At 60.2% G+C, this 16534-nt stretch carries 11 protein-coding genes; 8 read left to right on the forward strand and 3 right to left on the reverse strand.

Going from position 1 to position 16534, the window contains the following annotated elements:
• Nucleotides 1–9: 9 nt before the first annotated feature.
• Both ACFX5Q_RS14830 and ACFX5Q_RS14835 read right to left on the reverse strand, forming a co-directional pair.
• Complete coding sequence (locus ACFX5Q_RS14830; RefSeq protein WP_404279031.1) at nt 10–1176, reverse strand: mandelate racemase/muconate lactonizing enzyme family protein; 1167 nt, start codon at nt 1174–1176, stop codon at nt 10–12.
• A gap of 57 nt (nt 1177–1233) precedes the next feature.
• The gene (locus tag ACFX5Q_RS14835) at nt 1234–1944 is read right to left on the reverse strand and encodes a GntR family transcriptional regulator (protein ID WP_404279033.1); all 711 of its coding nucleotides are present in this window, start codon (nt 1942–1944) and stop codon (nt 1234–1236) included.
• Between the two features lie 212 nt (nt 1945–2156).
• Here ACFX5Q_RS14835 and ACFX5Q_RS14840 point away from each other — a divergent pair, with 212 nt between their 5' ends.
• From ACFX5Q_RS14840 to ACFX5Q_RS14865, 6 genes are all read left to right on the forward strand, one after another.
• Nucleotides 2157–3638: an ABC transporter substrate-binding protein gene (locus ACFX5Q_RS14840; protein WP_404279067.1), complete on the forward strand. Its 1482-nt coding sequence runs from the start codon at nt 2157–2159 to the stop codon at nt 3636–3638.
• A 77-nt stretch (nt 3639–3715) separates the two neighbouring features.
• A complete protein-coding gene (locus ACFX5Q_RS14845) occupies nt 3716–4663 on the forward strand; it encodes a carbohydrate ABC transporter permease (protein WP_404279035.1) in 948 nt (315 codons plus the stop codon).
• The gene (locus ACFX5Q_RS14850; protein ID WP_404279037.1) at nt 4660–5550 is read left to right on the forward strand and encodes a carbohydrate ABC transporter permease; all 891 of its coding nucleotides are present in this window, start codon (nt 4660–4662) and stop codon (nt 5548–5550) included. Before ACFX5Q_RS14845 ends, ACFX5Q_RS14850 begins: the two co-directional genes overlap by 4 nt.
• Nucleotides 5551–5560: 10 nt before the next feature.
• Entirely contained in the window at nt 5561–6658 is a 1098-nt protein-coding gene (locus ACFX5Q_RS14855; RefSeq protein WP_404279039.1) for an ABC transporter ATP-binding protein, read from the forward strand.
• A gap of 31 nt (nt 6659–6689) precedes the next feature.
• Nucleotides 6690–7853, forward strand: coding sequence for a mandelate racemase/muconate lactonizing enzyme family protein (locus ACFX5Q_RS14860; protein ID WP_404279042.1), 1164 nt, complete (start codon nt 6690–6692; stop codon nt 7851–7853).
• A gap of 23 nt (nt 7854–7876) precedes the next feature.
• Nucleotides 7877–8626 (forward strand): ribonuclease activity regulator RraA, encoded by a 750-nt coding sequence (locus ACFX5Q_RS14865; protein ID WP_404279044.1) that lies wholly within the window; start codon nt 7877–7879, stop codon nt 8624–8626.
• A gap of 782 nt (nt 8627–9408) precedes the next feature.
• Here the strand turns inward: ACFX5Q_RS14865 and ACFX5Q_RS14870 are convergent.
• On the reverse strand, nt 9409–10389 hold the full coding sequence (locus tag ACFX5Q_RS14870; protein ID WP_404279046.1) for a lipid kinase: 981 nt from the start codon (nt 10387–10389) through the stop codon (nt 9409–9411).
• Between the two features lie 974 nt (nt 10390–11363).
• Here ACFX5Q_RS14870 and ACFX5Q_RS14875 point away from each other — a divergent pair.
• Nucleotides 11364–13205 carry a SpvB/TcaC N-terminal domain-containing protein gene (locus tag ACFX5Q_RS14875; protein ID WP_404279048.1) on the forward strand — a complete coding sequence of 614 codons (1842 nt, stop codon included), beginning with the start codon at nt 11364–11366 and terminating at the stop codon, nt 13203–13205.
• Between the two features lie 329 nt (nt 13206–13534).
• Nucleotides 13535–16534 (forward strand): toxin TcdB middle/N-terminal domain-containing protein (locus ACFX5Q_RS14880; RefSeq protein WP_404279050.1); only part of this gene is annotated, 3000 nt, incomplete at its 3' end.

Consider the following 16534-nt stretch of genomic DNA (forward strand, 5'->3'; position numbering starts at 1 on the left):
GGACCGTTGCTAACTCGGCTCAATCTTATGGGCCTGCAGGTAATCGCGGTTCATCTCGACACCGAGACCGGGTTTTGACGTCAGCTTGAGGCTACCGTTCGAAACGTCGAGCGGTCTGTCGATGAGATGATCGTATTTGCCCAGGTTCCACTCCGACGTTTCGAGTTTGTAGAAGTTGGGAACGGTCATCATCACCTGCGCTCCCGCAACCACGTTGATCGGCCCCGCAGCATCATGCGGCGAGACCGGGATGTAGTAGGCTTCGCAAAGGGCGGATATCTTCTTGAGCTCGGTAATGCCGCCGGTCCAGGTGACGTCCGGCATGATGTAGTCGGCGAGCCGGTTCTCAAGGACCGGCACGAAATCCCATTTCGTGTGGCCGCGCTCGCCCCACGAGATGGCGGCACTGACTTTTTCACGCACCTGTCTGAGGGCGTTGAGGCTCTCGGGCGGACAGGGTTCTTCGAACCAGTCTATCTGGCCGGCTTCCTCAAGGCTCCGACAGAGGCGAATGGCGGTGGGAACGTCGAAGCGGCCATGCGCATCGATGAGAATGTCGACGTCAGACCCCGCCGTTTCGCGGATCAGCGCCGTGAGTTCGGCCGCCTTGCGCTCGTCCTTGCGCGTCATGCTGCCATCGAGGTAGCCATCCCGCTGTTCGCGTGACTGCCCATCGGGGCTGCGGCCCTGGTGCGGGAACGGGTCGAACTTCAGCGCCTTGTGCCCGGATTCGACGATATCGCGAATTTCGCGGACCACAGCCTCCTTGCTGGTAAATTTGGCTTGGTTGGGATGGGTGTAGAGCGCGATTTCATCGCGTACCGGTCCGCCGAGCAGCTCGTAAATCGGCGTGCCAAGGACTTTGCCCCGGATGTCCCAGAGGGCGATATCGATGGCGCTCACGCATTCGACGGCGCCGCCGCGGCTGCCCATATAGGTGAAGCTGCGGAAAATCTTGTGCCACAGATGCTCGATCCGCGCTGGATCCTCGCCGGTCACGGCGAGGCCGATCTGCCGAAGGATCGTGCAGAGAGCGCGGTTGGCGAGCCTGGTAGTGGTTGTGATCTCTCCCCAGCCACTCACCCCCTCATCGGTCGTCACTTCGACAAACAGGTACTCTCCCCAATAAAAAGCATCGGATTTGATCAGCCACGGCCGAATGCTCGTGATTTTCATCTCTCAACTACCTTTATCTGGAATGACCCCGAATAGCAGTGTTCCGGACCGAATATTCTACCCCGCCCGAGCGGCGTTACGCGCGCGCATGTGCTCGAGGACATGCCGACCGGAGCCCTCGACATGGCGCCCAATGAGTTCGGCTGCCTCGTCGGCATTTCCCGCTTTTACATGCGCGATGAGCTCGCGGTGTTCGCGAAGGATCGCGGCACGCCGGGCGAGCGTGAAATTGAAACGCCGGCTCACGGCTCGCAGCACTTCGCGATGCTTCCACCAAAGCTCGGCCGCATGGCGGTTATAGTGCCTCTGGTACATCACGGTGTGAAAAGCGGTATCCAGCTCACTGTGCCTGAACGTGTCGGCAAAGTTGTTCTCTTCAATCAGGGCCTGGATACGTTCGAGTTCGGCAATGTCCTCGACGGTCGCCATATTCACGAACCATCGCGTCAGGGCCGGCTCGATCAGGACTCCGATCTCGTAGATATCCCGGACAAAATCCTGGTCTATAGGTCGAACGCGCGCGCCTCGGTTGGGAACGAAGGTGACAAAGCCCTCGCCGCGCAACAGCTGCAGAGCTTCGCGCACGGGGTTGGTCGAGGTGCCGTGACGCCGGGCGAGATCGGTTACCACAAGCCGTTCGTTGGCGGCGAGCCGCCCCTCGATGATGTCTTCCCTGATCAGTTGATAAAGCGAGGCGCCCTCGCTTGAGGCCCCGAGAGGGTCAATCCCCTCGGGTGGCTCTGCTTTAAAATCGCTTGTTTCGGCCAAGCCCGGCTCCCCTCGATCAATACACATTTTGTTCGATATCACGCACGGTTTCCATAAACAATGTACGATTTATCGCGTTGACAGACAATCTGCGATCTGAAAACGTACAAAGTGCTCGAAGGGATACATTGAATAGCTGTCTCGCAGCCGACGAGCAAAGACCGCTCGCCTCGATGCAGAGCGGCATGGGAGAGAAAACCTGGAGGATACCTATGACGAGGATTACACTCGGCGGTGCCGTCCTGCGCGGCACTGTCTCCGCTGCTTTAATGGCATCTTTGATGTCGGCATCGGCGCTGGGTGCGGCGCCGGTCGACTTGAGCAAGTGGTCGCCGGAATATGTGCGCTCCATTGCAGGCACACAGGATTTTGATACGGCGGCCGATTGCGCCAAGGTCACCCCGCTCGACTACAAGGGGCGACTGACTTTCTGGTATCAGGGCGTGTTCGAGGGCGACCCCGACCTCCTGCGCCAGTACTACAAGGATTTCTTCGAGACCTTCCGCAAGACCTATCCGAACATCCAGCTCGAGGAACAAGCCCTCACCTATAACGACCTTCTTGACAAGTTCCGCACGGCGCTCCTTGGCAATGCCGCGCCGATGGCGGTACGCCTGCAAATCCTGGGTGGCACCGAGTTCGCCTCAAAGGGCTATCTGGAGCCGCTCAAGCCCGAGGACGTGGGATATTCGACCGAGGACTTTTGGCCCGGCGCCATGAAAGCCGTGACTTGGGACGGGGTGACCTACGGCATTCCAACCAACAATGAAACGATGGCGTTCATCTGGAATGCCGATATCTTCAAGCGCGCAGGTCTCGATCCGGACAAGGCTCCGGCAACCTGGGACGACGTCGTGAAGTACTCCAAGCAGATCCACGACAAGCTCGGCGTTGCCGGTTACGGCCTCGTGGCTCGCAAGAATGCCGGCAATACCCCGTACCGCTTCATGCCTCAGTTGTGGGCCTATGGCGGCGGCGTCTTCGACGAAGCCACGGCGAACCCGACCTATAAGCAGATCGAGCTCGCCAGCCCGCAGAGCAAGGCCGCGCTGCAAGCCTCTTACGATATGTATGTCCGCGACAAGTCGGTTCCGGTTTCGGCACTCACTAACCAACAGGCCGACAACCAGCCGCTGTTCCTCGCCGGCCAGCTCGGCATGATGATCTCGCACCCGTCCGACTACAATGTCATGCTCGACCTGCAGAAGAAGGCGACCGGCACCGACAAGGACAAGGCGCAGACCGTCATCGACAACATGCGCTACGGCCTAATTCCGACCGGCCCCGACGGCAAGCGCGCAGTCGTGTTCGGCGGCTCGAATATTCACATCCTGAAGCCAGAATATGTCGAGGGCGGCAAGGTAGACGAGCCGGCTGCAAAGGCCATCATCTGCATGTGGACGAGCCCTGAATGGTCGCTGAAGATGGCCTACGCCGGCTCGAACCCCGGCAACCTTAACGGCTTCAAGACCAAATGGATGAAAGAACGTCTGGACAGCATCAAGTTCCTCGATGTCACGACCTCGATGCTGCCATACGGCATCCCGTTCCCGGCGCTGCCGCAGTCTCCCGAGATCATGAACATCATCGTTCCGGACATGCTGCAAAATGCCCTGACCGGAGCGATGACCGTCGATCAGGCGGCGGACGACGCGGCCAAGAAGGTGAAAGACCTGATGGGCGGCGGACTCTAGCCGAAGCCTGACCCGCGATCTTACCGGTTGCGCCGAGAGCGCAGCCGGTTCGTTCCGAAAAACAAAGGCCCGCCAAAGTGACGATCGTGACCGGCAAGACCGGGGCTCGCGAAAGATTGCGACCCCTGCTGCGGAAGATTTGGGAGCATCGCGCTGACTACGCGTACGTGCTTCCTGCGATTGCCGTCATGCTCATCGTCATCGCCTATCCGATCTACTACACGATCGAGCTGTCGTTCTTCAACACGCCGCCTGGCCTGCAGCTCCGGGACAAGATCTTCGTCGGCGTCGGCAACTACACCTCCATCCTCACAAGTCCGGTGTTCTGGAAGGTCACCTCCAACACCCTTATCTGGACACTGGCATCCACCTTCATCGCATTTGTCCTGGGGTTTGGCTGCGCGCTGGCGCTCCATCGCGACTTTGTCGGTCGGGGTGTGCTGCGCGCTATCCTGATCATTCCCTGGGTCATCAGCGCGGTCGCCGCATCCTATATCTGGAAGTGGATCTACCATTCGGACTTTGGCATAATCGGCGCGGTGCTGGTCGGCCTCGGATTGGCCGACCGGCCGCCGAATTTCATCGACAGCGTCAGCACGGTGCTGCCCTCCCTGATCGTCGTCAATATCTGGCGCGAGTTTCCATTCGCCATGATCATGATGATGGCCGGTCTTCAGACAGTCCCCGACCAGTTGTTGCGCGCCGCAAAGGTCGACGGAGCCAATGCATGGCAGCGCTTCTGGCACGTCACCTTCCCACACCTGAGAAACGTCTCTACGGTGACGATCCTGCTGCTGGCGGTGGCCAACTTCAATTCCTTCATCATCCCCTGGATCATGACCGGCGGCGGCCCGTCGAACGCATCGCATATCTGGATCACCCACATCTATGAGCTCGCCTTCGGCCGGCAGCGCTGGGGAGTGGCATCGGCTTATTCGGTGCTGCTGTTCCTCATCCTGATGACGCTCGGCTACTTCTACGTCCGCGCGCTAAGCGGCAACGACCGGAAGGATGGCAGCGCATGAGCACGATTGCCGAGACAGCCCATCGAGGCCAGACCCGTCGCCGCATGCGCGTCGACGGATGGCGGTGGGGCGGGCGCATCTTCCTCGTGTTCATGCTGCTTTACACCGCATTGCCGATGATCTGGATGCTGATCACCTCGATCAAGTCCGGCTTCGCCGCGATGCAATTCCCGCCGCAATGGTGGCCGGAGGAGCCTACACTTGCCAGCTACCAGAAGCTGCTCGATCCACAGAACAGTGTCGGCCAGGACTTCCTCCGCTTCTTCTGGAACAGCCTTTACGTCTCCACTGCCACGACTATCCTTTCGGTGATCGTGGCGGTTCCCGCGGCCTACGCATTTTCGCGTTTCACCTTCCCGGGCCGGAACTTCCTGTTCTTCGCCGTCTTGCTTCGCAATATGTTCCCGGCGGTGATCTTCCTCGTGCCGCTCTTCATCCTGATGCGCGCGATCGGGCTGGTGAACACGCATGGCTCGCTCATTCTCACCTACCTCACATTCGGCCTGCCGCTGGCAATCTGGCTCCTCAAGGGCTTCTACGACAACATCCCGGTGCAGCTCGAGCAGGCGGCGCGCATCGATGGAGCGACGCGGTTCCAGGCCTTCATCCTGATCGTGATGCCGCTCTCGGCACCAGGAATCATCGCCACAGCGATCTATTCCTTCATCGGCGCGTGGAACGAGTACATCTATGCCTACACCTTCCTCTCCAAGAACGAGCAGCTGACCTTGCCGGTCGGCATCCAACGCTTCTTCTCGGAAAACACGACGGACTTTCCAGGCCTGATGGCGGCCAGCTTCATGATGAGCGTGCCCGTCGTGGTGCTGTTCCTCGTCCTGCAACGATACTTCGTACGCGCCCTTACAGAAGGCGCGGTCAAGCACTAGGGAGTTGCCGATGGCCCACGTGGTCCTCAAAGATCTCGTCAAGACCTATGGCAGCTTCAAAGCTGTCAATGACGTTTCGCTGACGGTCAATGATGGCGAGTTCGTTGCGCTCGTCGGTCCTTCCGGTTGCGGCAAGACAACCACGCTCAATCTCGTCGCGGGGCTGATCCCGATCACGTCAGGCGACATCGTCATCGGCGACCGCGTGGTCAACGACCTCGACCCGAAGGACAGGGACATCGCAATGGTGTTCCAGAACTACGCGCTCTATCCGCAAAAGTCGGTCTATATGAACCTCGCCTTCCCGCTGCAGATGCGCAAGCTGTCCAAGCAGGAGATCGACAAGAAGGTCAGGGAAGCGGCGCGAGTGCTCGACATGACGCAGTTGCTCGAACGCAAGCCGCGCGAACTTTCAGGTGGGCAACAGCAGCGCGTGGCCCTGGGCCGCGCCCTCGTTCGAGATCCGGCGGTGTTTCTGATGGACGAACCGCTCTCCAATCTCGACGCAAAGCTGCGCGTGCAGATGCGATCCGAAATCAAGCGGTTCCACCAGGATCTCAAGGCGACGATCGTCTATGTGACGCACGACCAGCTCGAGGCCGTGACCATGGCAGACAGGATGGCTGTGATGAACGGCGGCTACCTGCAGCAATACGATTCGCCGGCGCAAGTTTTCGCACGTCCCGCCAACATGTTCGTCGCGAGCTTCGTAGGCAGCCCGGCGATGAGCCTTGTCCCATTACAGGCATCGACGGCCAACGGGGACACCGTTCTGACGAGCGCGGAAGGCTGGAGCCTCGCACTGTCGCAACCCAACGCGCGCAAGGTCCAGGGAGCGACCTCCAGGAAGGTTGTCCTCGGTGCGCGACATTCGACGATCAAGCTGCACAAGAACGCCGTTCCCGGCGCCATTCCGGCCAAGGCCTATACGGTGGAACCAACCGGAGACATCACCTTCGTGCAGGCGTTTCTCTCCGGTGCCATCGTCAACATCAGCGTGTCGCCCAACATCGCCGTCACACCCGATGAGCAGATCTGGCTCGAGTTCGACCAGGAACGCGTCCACCTGTTCGACGGCGAAACGGAAATGGCCCTCGAGGCCAACTGAGACGGGGCGGATGCGTGTGGAACGAGCGTAAATGACGACGAAGCTTAAGATCACGGCAATCAAGCCCTATCCAGCCTGGGTGGGGACTCGCAACCAGATGCTCGTCAAGATCGAGACCGATCAGGGCATCTTCGGTTGGGGCGAGAGCGGCTTGAGCGGTCGCGAGAAGGCAGTGGCCGGCGCGCTTGAGCACTATCGTGAGTTTCTCATCGGCCGCGACCCGATGCAGATCGGCCGGATCTGGCAAGAGGTTTATCGCAGCCAATACTTCGAAGGCGGGCGCGTTCTGCAGGCCGCGATTTCCGCCATCGACATCGCCCTTCACGACATCAAGGGCAAGGCGTTGGGGGTGCCGGTCTACGAGCTGCTAGGCGGCAAGCAGCGCGACCGCATCCCCACCTTCGCCTCGACCGGAGACGAGGCCGAGGGCGACGCTGCCATCGAACGAGCCCGGGAACTGCGCGCGCAGGGGTGGCAGGCGATCCGCTTCTTCCCGTTTGGCCAAAGCAGCAAGGACATCTTCGAGCCGCGCGAGTCGATCGGCGCTACCGCGAGGATGCTAAACAAAGCACGCGAGGCGCTGGGTGACGAAGTGGTCCTCGGCATCGACTATCATCATCGGCTGTCGGTGGCCGAGACGGCGAGCTTCTGCAACAAGCTTGGCCGCGGCGTGCTCGATTTCCTCGAGGAGCCGATACGCGACGAGACACCGGAGGCCTACGAGTCCCTGCGAACGATGACCGACATCCCCTTTGCCATCGGCGAGGAATTTGCCAGCAAGTGGCAGTTTCTGCCCTATATCGAGCGCGGCATCCACCAGTTCAACCGGATCGATGTTTGCAATGTCGGTGGGCTCACTGAGGCGATGAAAGTCGCTGGCTGGAGCGAGGCGCACTATGTGGACATGATGCCGCACAATCCCCTTGGTCCAGTGTGCACGGCCGCCACCGTGCATCTCGCCGCCGCTGTAGCGAACTTTGCGTGGCTCGAGACCAGGGTGCCGGAAAGAAAGCTGGGCTTCGACAATTCCGAGTTCTTCCCCGTGCAACCACGGCTGGACGGCCCCGACTATGTGGTCAGCGATCTGCCGGGGCTGGGCGTCGAGATCAACGAGGAGGCGATCCAAGCGGAGAGTTTCCGTTTCTGGGAAGCGCCTCACCTCAAGCGCCGCGACGGATCTGTGACGAACTGGTAGTTCCTTTTCAACCGGAGTCCACGATGACACACGCTTCCGACATCACGCGACCGCCTAAAGGCTTGATCGACGCGCTAAGGGAGATCGGCGCCGCGACGGTTTCCGGCACGCTTGGCCACATGGGCTTCCGCAATCCGCACATGGTCGGTCCTGTGGCGCAGAACCACGGGAAGTCGATCGTCGGGCCGGCGCTGACGCTGCAGTTCCTGCCGCAGCGGCCCGACCTCTTCAACGAGGGAGAATATGCCGATCCGGAGACACAACTGCACCGGCACGTGCTCTATCACGCACATGAGGGCGATGTGGTCGTGGTCGACGCGCGCGGTGATATGAGCTCGGGCGTCTTCGGCGATATGATGTCGACGTATTTCAAGGGCAGAGGCGGCGCGGGTATCGTCATCGATGGATGTATGCGCGACCGGCCCAATGTCGAAAAGCTCGATCTGCCCCTATGGCTGCGCGGCTGGACGCCCAACTACCATGTGCAGACCAGCATCTATCCCAATGCCGTCAACGTTCCGATTGCCTGCGGTGGTGTCACGGTGATCCCCGGCGACATCATCATCGCCGACGACGACGGGGTGGTGGTGCTTCCCGTCGCAATGGCCCCGAAGGTAATCGAAGAGTCACAGAAGCATCACGATTGGGAGGAATTCTCGCGAGTGAAGCTCATGGAAGGCGGGTCGTTGCAACGCTATTATCCGCTGCATGACGACGCCCGCGGAGAGTACGAGGAGTGGCGAAAAGCGAGGCGCTTGGAGAACCCAAGCTAGCGCAAGGGTCAGCCGCGACGGGCGGTAGACCTTATGGCGGTGTCGCCGGCGTCTACACCGAAAGTGGGGAGGCGAATTTCGCCGCCGGGCGTCAGCTTTGCGGCGCGATGGCGGCCTCAGGCGTTAACGTCACCAGTGACCTGCTGCCAGACAACCAGCACGTCGGAATTGAAGCCGATGGCTCGCTGCACTTCAGCCGAGGTGGCGAACCGTCGCGCTGTCCGCCTCTCCGGAAATGTCAGGGGCGGATCGGGACTGGCGGTTGCCACGAAGGACCGGCCGTCCATCGAGTCATTCTTATTATTCAGACAACGTACATTGGTGACGTTGTCTTGACGTCAGCGCTGGTGCGCAATCTACGTCTCGCCTATCCAGACGTCAGAATAGCAATGCTTTGCGCGCCCGGTCTTCGGCATTTTGTACAGCCAAAATATCGCTGATGAAGCAATCGGGTTCGATCGCCGCAGCAAGGGAAAGAGTTTGTTCCAGCGACTGAGAGAGTATCGGAGCTTGGTCTCGGATCTCCGCCAACGCCCAACACCCGCCGCAAGTCCTCGGGATCATATCGGTCTACGGGAAGCCGCTGCACTTTTCCGGCCCATCCGGCGCGAATGTTCCGATGATATCGAGCGCTTCAAAGCCGCCTTCAACACTCCGCAGGTACCTACGAAATCCCTCGCCGGGTGGCGGAGGAGCAGTGGGTCTACTACTGCGCGAAGATTGCCGTAGTCGAGACCATGACGATCATGCGTGCCTCGGCGTTTTGTCCCGCCGGCGACAAGCTAATGCGCAGCGCCAGCGCCTGGATAATCTCCCGACAATGCGAGGTCTGCGCCGATTGCTCGACGAAACATTTCCGTGCGGCCTGGAATGCTCAGGATCGGAGGCGCGAAGACCGAGATCGCCTTTGGGTGAACCTTGAAATGGGCCGGTGTCGAGGTGACGATCTCACCATCGGTGTTGACCGGCATCGGCTTCTCCGTCTCGATGTCAAACTCGACGCACCTGGCCGTGCGTACCTCACGCCAGGCGCCATGCGTTCCAGAACGGAACGAGCGGAGCATCAGCGCCAGCTTCCAGAGATTCGTCATTTCCAAGCTATAGAGATCGAGATGTCCGTCATCGATCTCGGCCGTCTCTTCCACAACGTTGCCGCCGCCGTAGTGCCGACCGTTTCCAACCGCGATCTGGTAGGTTTCGGCTTCGATCGCCGCGCCTTTCTCGGTAATCTTCGCGTGAAACCTCGCGGCCCGCGTCAACACTTTCATCGCCGCCAGCGCATAGCCAAGCCTGCCGAAACGCTTCTTCAGAGCGGGGTCCAGACTTTGCGCCAGTTCGGTGCTGAGTCCGATACTCGCGACGTTGAAAAAGGCATGACCATTAACCGTGCCGACATCGATCAGCCGGGTTTGGCCGCGCGCGATCACATCGGCGGCCTGCAGGAGATCCATCGGAATATTGAGTGTGCGAGCGAGGTCATTCGCCGTTCCCATAGGAATAATGCCCATCGGCAGGCCGCTTTCCATTACCGCCATCGCCGCCGACGATACCGAACCATCGCCACCGCACACAACCACAAGATCGGCCATATGGCGTAAGCGAACGATGTCACGAGCGATCTCAGGCAACGCCTCGAACGTCTCGACGGTGACGGAAAGCCCACCTCCCTCCAGCCGCTCCACAACTGGCGCGATCACCTCCTGGCCGCGCCGCGCCTTGGGATTGAGGAGCAGCAATGCGCGCCTTTTAGCTATTTTGCTCATTCAAAGATCGGTCCGATGGTTCATGGGCTCAACGCACATAAGGTGGCTGCTTCCAGATTTCGACCGCAACCGACGCTTTTGACCCCATCCGGACACACCAGCGCCACGCAGGCTTGCTCCGCCAAGTGAGTAGTGAGATAGGCGCACGACTTCCATACTGGGTATAAGCAGGAGCTTTCCCGAGCGGCACTGGTCATCACGCAAAGTTCAAGGCGCTAGGAGGATTGTCAGGAGATGGCGGCCGACGGCATCTGCGGTGACCTTGTCTCCGCCGCGACATCACGAATGTCGGTGGTTGCGGGGACGCGACGTCTGATCACACGGAACGCAAGGCGCGCGATGCTAACAAGAACGGATAGCCGTCGACATCGCGAGAACGATCAACCAGCGTGAGGAAAAGCGCGACCAGATGAAGCGACGGGCGAATTTGCGGATCGTCCGGTGATAAGCAATCGCCAAGTGGTTAAGGAAGGCGCCTTAGCTCCCATTCCTGCAGTTCGCACGGGCCGTTGTGGCAAAGCGTGGGCAAAGCCAAAATCTTGCAAATAAAATCAATGGTCATGGTGGTGGTGGCAGTCGGGAGCGAACCAGTCTCTGCCCTGTTTTCGCCGATATCCCCCAAAAAACGGCGAATTTCGGGTATTTTGAAGACCCGGTCCAATTTTTGGCAAAAATCACCTATCAGATTCAATGCTTTAGCGGCAACATTCCCTGCACGTGCTAACAGGGAATTGTTTAGCCGATAGCAGGGAATTCCAAAACGAGCAGGCCGAGATGGGTTGCAGGGGACGCCCATTTGGAACGCAGGTGGCCTTTGCACCCAATGAGGACCCTCCTGGAGTCTAAACCAAAAGGCCGCCGCTCTTACCCCGACTTCGCAAAATAACTCTGTGGATAACTGATCTGTGACGGTTTGGCGTCGTATCGGGCAAGTGTGGAGTGAGTATCGATAAGCAACTTGGCTTGGGGGACTCATGAACCGGTTGCTTGTTGGTGCGGCTATGCTTGCCGCGAACGCCTTTGGCGCGGATGTATCTTTTGTCTCTTATATTAGCGGAGGCGCGGGGATAGTTGCCTTTGCGCAAGATGCGCAAGGCACTTCGCCTGATGCCGGCACGCCGGCTGGCTTCGGCAATGGCGGGGCGGCGCTGGGCTCTGGCGGCTCTTCCGGACAGACGCCGGCAGCCGGCGCAGCGGAGAATGCAGGAGCGGGTAGCGCCACCGACAACCCGGATGCGGCGGCCAAGATCGGCACCAAGCCGGCGGATGCCGAGGACAGCGAAACCAAGGCTGCTGGCACCAAGACAACCGACACCAAGACAAGCGCCAAGGCGGCAAAGACGACCGATACCGAGGCAGCGCCCGAGGAGCCGGCTGCGGCCGCCACAGCGGCAGCAGCTGCCACGACTACGACCGATAGCGGCGATCCCGAGGCGATCGGCACGCCGAAGGTGGATCTGCCCAAGGCCGCCGGTAACGGCAATCTCGGCTACTCGATCGACATCGATGTTCCCGACTTCCATGGCATCGAGCCGCAGATCGCGCTCAACTACAATTCTTCCCGCAAGACTAAGACCGGCGGCCTCTATCAAGGCTGGCTCGGCTATGCCTGGGGCCTCGATGGCTTAGACGTCATCGAGCGGGCAAGCCCGGGTTACGGCATGCCGGCGTTCGATACGAGCGATATCTATCTGCTCGACGGGCAAGCCATGGTCGCTTGTGTCGCCGGCATGGTGTCGCCGTCGTGCTCGACCGGCGGCACGCATGCGACGGAGAACGAATCCTACCGCCGTATTGCGCTGAACAGCAGCACCAACGAATGGAAGGTCACCGATCGCGACGGCACTGTCTCGACCTTCCGGTCGGTGGCGGCGGTCGCCAACCTGACACCCGCCGCCGGCACGCCGGCCTATGACCTTGCCATGAGCTATCGCTGGCTGTTGACCTCGGTCGCCGACACCAATGGCAACACCGTCACCTACAGCTACACCTGCCCGGCAAGCCCGGTCTGCTACCCCGATGCCGTCAGCTACAATGGCACGATCGTAAAATTCTACTACGAGACCAGGCCTGACCTGATCCTGATGGGCAATGGCCGCGACATCTCCGAGACCAGCCAGCGTATCAAGGCGATCTCGGTCAAGGTCAGCGGCGCTTTGCGCGGCGCCTGCAAGCTAACCTACGACCAGGCGCCGTTCTCCAACACCTCGCGGCTCACCCAGGTCACCCGCTACGGCACCGATGCCACCATCGCCGCCGACGGCACCATCACCGGCGGCACTGCGAAGGTCATCGGTCAGATGACTTATCAGAATACCGATGGGGTGTATGGGACGGTGTCGCCGGCCTTCGGGGGAGCAGGAGAAGTCGCCGATTTGGACTTTGATGGCCGAGACGAGGTCTTCGCTGACAACGTAGCCAAATCCCAAGACAGCGGCGGCCACAATGGTAGTCCAACCAATATATGGACGCGAACGAAGCGAATACACAAGTTCAACTCAAGCGGAGCGCGATCAGAAACTTTATCTGTGCAACTTGAAACAATTTCCCAGCCGGTCGACGGATCTGACAATTCTCCAACGTACTTCTCGCAGCCGGGCCGATTTATCGCGGGTAAGAGCACAATAGATTTTGCGATTTCTGCAACCAAGGGCACTGTAGACGGCGCTACCGGCAGAATTACATATACGACAACAAGATCGACTGTTCAGACGACACCAATTGTCGATGACAAAGGTTGGCTGTGCGTCGTCATCCGGCTACGAAGCAGTATGCGCAGCAATACCGGCCGGTTCGTCTGGCGCTGTCGTCGCTGATGCCGACGGCGACGGCATCGACACGCTCAACGTTGGCGGTGGCATCGGGGTTGGCGATTTCCTTGGCAACGGCCGCCAGCAGCCGCTGGTGTGGGGTAGCGGCGGAACGGTAAGGAAGGGAACGCTATCGAACGGCACTTGGCAGGCCAGCGGTCCGTCATTCTCCATCGCGTGCCCCTCAACACAATATACGGGCACGGGGAAGCTGCGTTCTCGCAGACGTCAATGGCGACGGTGCGAGCGACATATTCCGCTACAACGGCATAAATATTAGCACCGGCTTGTGGCTGTCGACGGGGGCAGGCTTCAAGAACTATTCCATAACTTCGATGTCAGGCACATCCGCGGTCCTTCGAGACTTCGACAATGATGGCCGTGTGGACGTCATCACCGTCGGCGGCACGATAACCTCGCAGCCAAACCGGACTGGCACACTTCGGATTTTCTCGCTCCGGCCATCGTCGACATCGATGATGCCGGTTCAGTTCACGCTGCCGGCAGCTATGACCGCAGGCACTGTTGTCGGCGACTTCAACGGCGACGGGCTGCCGGACCTGACCAACTACAGCAGTATGTTCATCTCGAACGCCGGGACTGGCAATCCAAACCTGCTGCGCAACGTGGTGACGGAACTCGGCGGCACGGTCGCGGTCGAGTATGCGCCGTCGTCGACCTGGGCGAACAACTTCTTGCCGCAGGTGGTGCATGCGGTGACAAAACTTTCGGTCGGCGACGGCCGCGGCCAGACGGGGGTGAGCACCTATACCTATGCAGGCGGCAAGTACGATCCGGCGGCACGCAAGTTTTTGGGCTTTGCCTCGATCGTCGAGACCAAGCCGTGGGCCAATGGCGAGACAGCACCATCCAAGATCGAGACCACCTACCGGCAGGACCTGGCGAGCTATGGCCTGCCCTCGCTGACGGTGTGGAAGGACGGCGCCGGCACCGTGCACAAGCAGGTGGCCGAGACCTATGCGGTCAACACGGCGAGCAAGCCGTATTGGGTGCAGAACACGGCGACCGATACGACGGTCACCGAGGGCAGTGTCGTGCGCAGCCTCAAGGTGCAGCGCATCTTCGATGCCTATAACAACATCTTCATCCAGGACGACCACGGCCGCACAGATATCACTGGCGACGAGATACGGACGGTGCACTACTTCGCACCTAACACGTCAGCCTACATCGTGTCGTTGCCGCGTGCCGAGACAACGCAGCCAGACTTCGACGGAACGCTACCATACATAGGCTGGATTTCTAACTACTACGACAACAACCATGCCGACAACACGACGCCGCCTACCAAGGGTAACCTGACCTTGCGGGTGAGCTATAACGACATCTATTCGACCCCGCAGAAAACGACTTTCCAGTATTTTGCCTATGACAGTTTTGGCAACAGGATCTCGGCCACCAACGGTCTCGGCCACAAAACCGAGTGGGACTATGACGCCACCTATCACCTCTACCCGGTAACGCAGCGCAGCCCGCGCTATTTTGCCACCGGCGGACAGACGGCCGACACGCGTATTGTCTCGACGGCCACCTACAATGCAGTCTGCGGCCTGCCGGCGACCAAGACCGACTTCAATGGTCTCGTAAAAACCTTCACCTACGATGCCTTCTGCCGGCCTTACCACGCCTCGCAGAGCGTGACCGGCGCCTATGCCAAGACCCGCTTCGAGAACGAGGGCAATCCGGCGACGCAGGCGCTGGTCAAATACACGCCGCTGCCCAATGGCGCCGGCGAGGACTTTGTCCGCTCCTATTATGACGGGCTTGGGCGGGTCTATCGCGTCGAGACGCCCGGAGAGACGGCGGCCGGTGCAAGACGCATTGCCGACACCGACTACGACCTTCGCGGGAATGTCCTGCGCACGGCCTTCCCGAGATTCGTCGGCGACGCAGCGCAGTGGACCACCAATTCCTATGACTGGTCGGATCGACTGGTGAAGACGGTCAACCCGGATGCCAGCCAGCGGACCTACATACACTTCCTCACCGACACAATCGGCACACCCAACCCACGACTTTACGCAGTAATCCTGACGGATGAACTCGGCCATCAGACCAAAACATGGTCGACGACTCGAGGCGACATCGCCGGCATCATGCGCGACCAGGGCGGTCTCAGCCTGACGGAGAACCGCGGCTACGACCGGCTCGGCCGGCTGATCGGGGTGACCGATCCCGGCGGCTCGAACTGGACCTATACCTACGATATGCTCGGCAACCGGCTGACGGCCTCCGATCCCGATCTCGGCACCTGGTCCTATGTCTACGATGCCGCCAACCGGCTGGTCAGCCAGACCGATGCCAGGGGTACCGTCACCAATCTCAGCTACGACCAGATAGACCGGCTGACGCTGAAGACGGCGACCGCCTCGGGCGGCAGCCCGGTGACGCTGACCCAAAACACCTATGATCAGGCCGCCGCCGGCTATTACAACATCGGCCAGTTGACGACCTCGACCAATCCGGCCGCCACGCAGAGCTACAAATATGACGGCTTCGCCAAGGTCGCCCGTCAGGACGCAACCATCGGCACGCTAACCCACACCACGACCAGCGTCCGCGATGCCTCGGGCCAGGCGATTGCCACACAATACCTGCCGGTGCAGCTCGACTTCGGCACGACTGCTGCCCCACTGCAATACACCGCTGGCAACATGCTGCTCTCCGCCCCCGGCTTCATCACCTCGACGCTCTACGAGGCCGATGGCCAGACCAAGGAGATCAACTATGCCAACGGTGTGAAGACGGCCTTCACCTATTCGCCCACCCGGCGCTGGCTGACACGTGTCACCACGGCCAAGGGCGCAACAATCCTGCTCGACGATCAATATGCGAGAGACAACCTCGGCCGCATCACCGGCACGACGGGGCTGACCGCTTCCGACAGTTGGACCTATGGCTATGACAATGCCGACCGGCTGACGTCGTCCGACAATCTCGGCAATAACATGCTGGACGAAACCTTCGTCTACGCCGCCAACGACAATATGATCTCGCGCAGCCGTGTGGCTGGTACCTATGTCTATCCCGCGGCAAGTGCTGCTCGTCCGCACGCACCAACCTCGGTCGGCGCCAATGCGATGGCCTATGATGCCAATGGCAATCTCACCTCCGATGGCAGCCGCACGCTTGCCTGGGACGAGGCCAACCGGCTGAAGACGGTCACGCTCGCTTCCAACACGGTGACGCTCGCCTATGGTCCGGATGGAGCGCGAGCGAAGAAGACCTCCTCCTTCGCCACCACGCTCTATCCCGACGCCAATGTCGAGATCAATCCGGCGACGCCGGGAGCGGAGGTCTACACGCGCTATCCG

This window comes from Mesorhizobium sp. IMUNJ 23033 (genome assembly GCF_044778005.1).
GTDB lineage: Bacteria > Pseudomonadota > Alphaproteobacteria > Rhizobiales > Rhizobiaceae > Mesorhizobium > Mesorhizobium amorphae_A.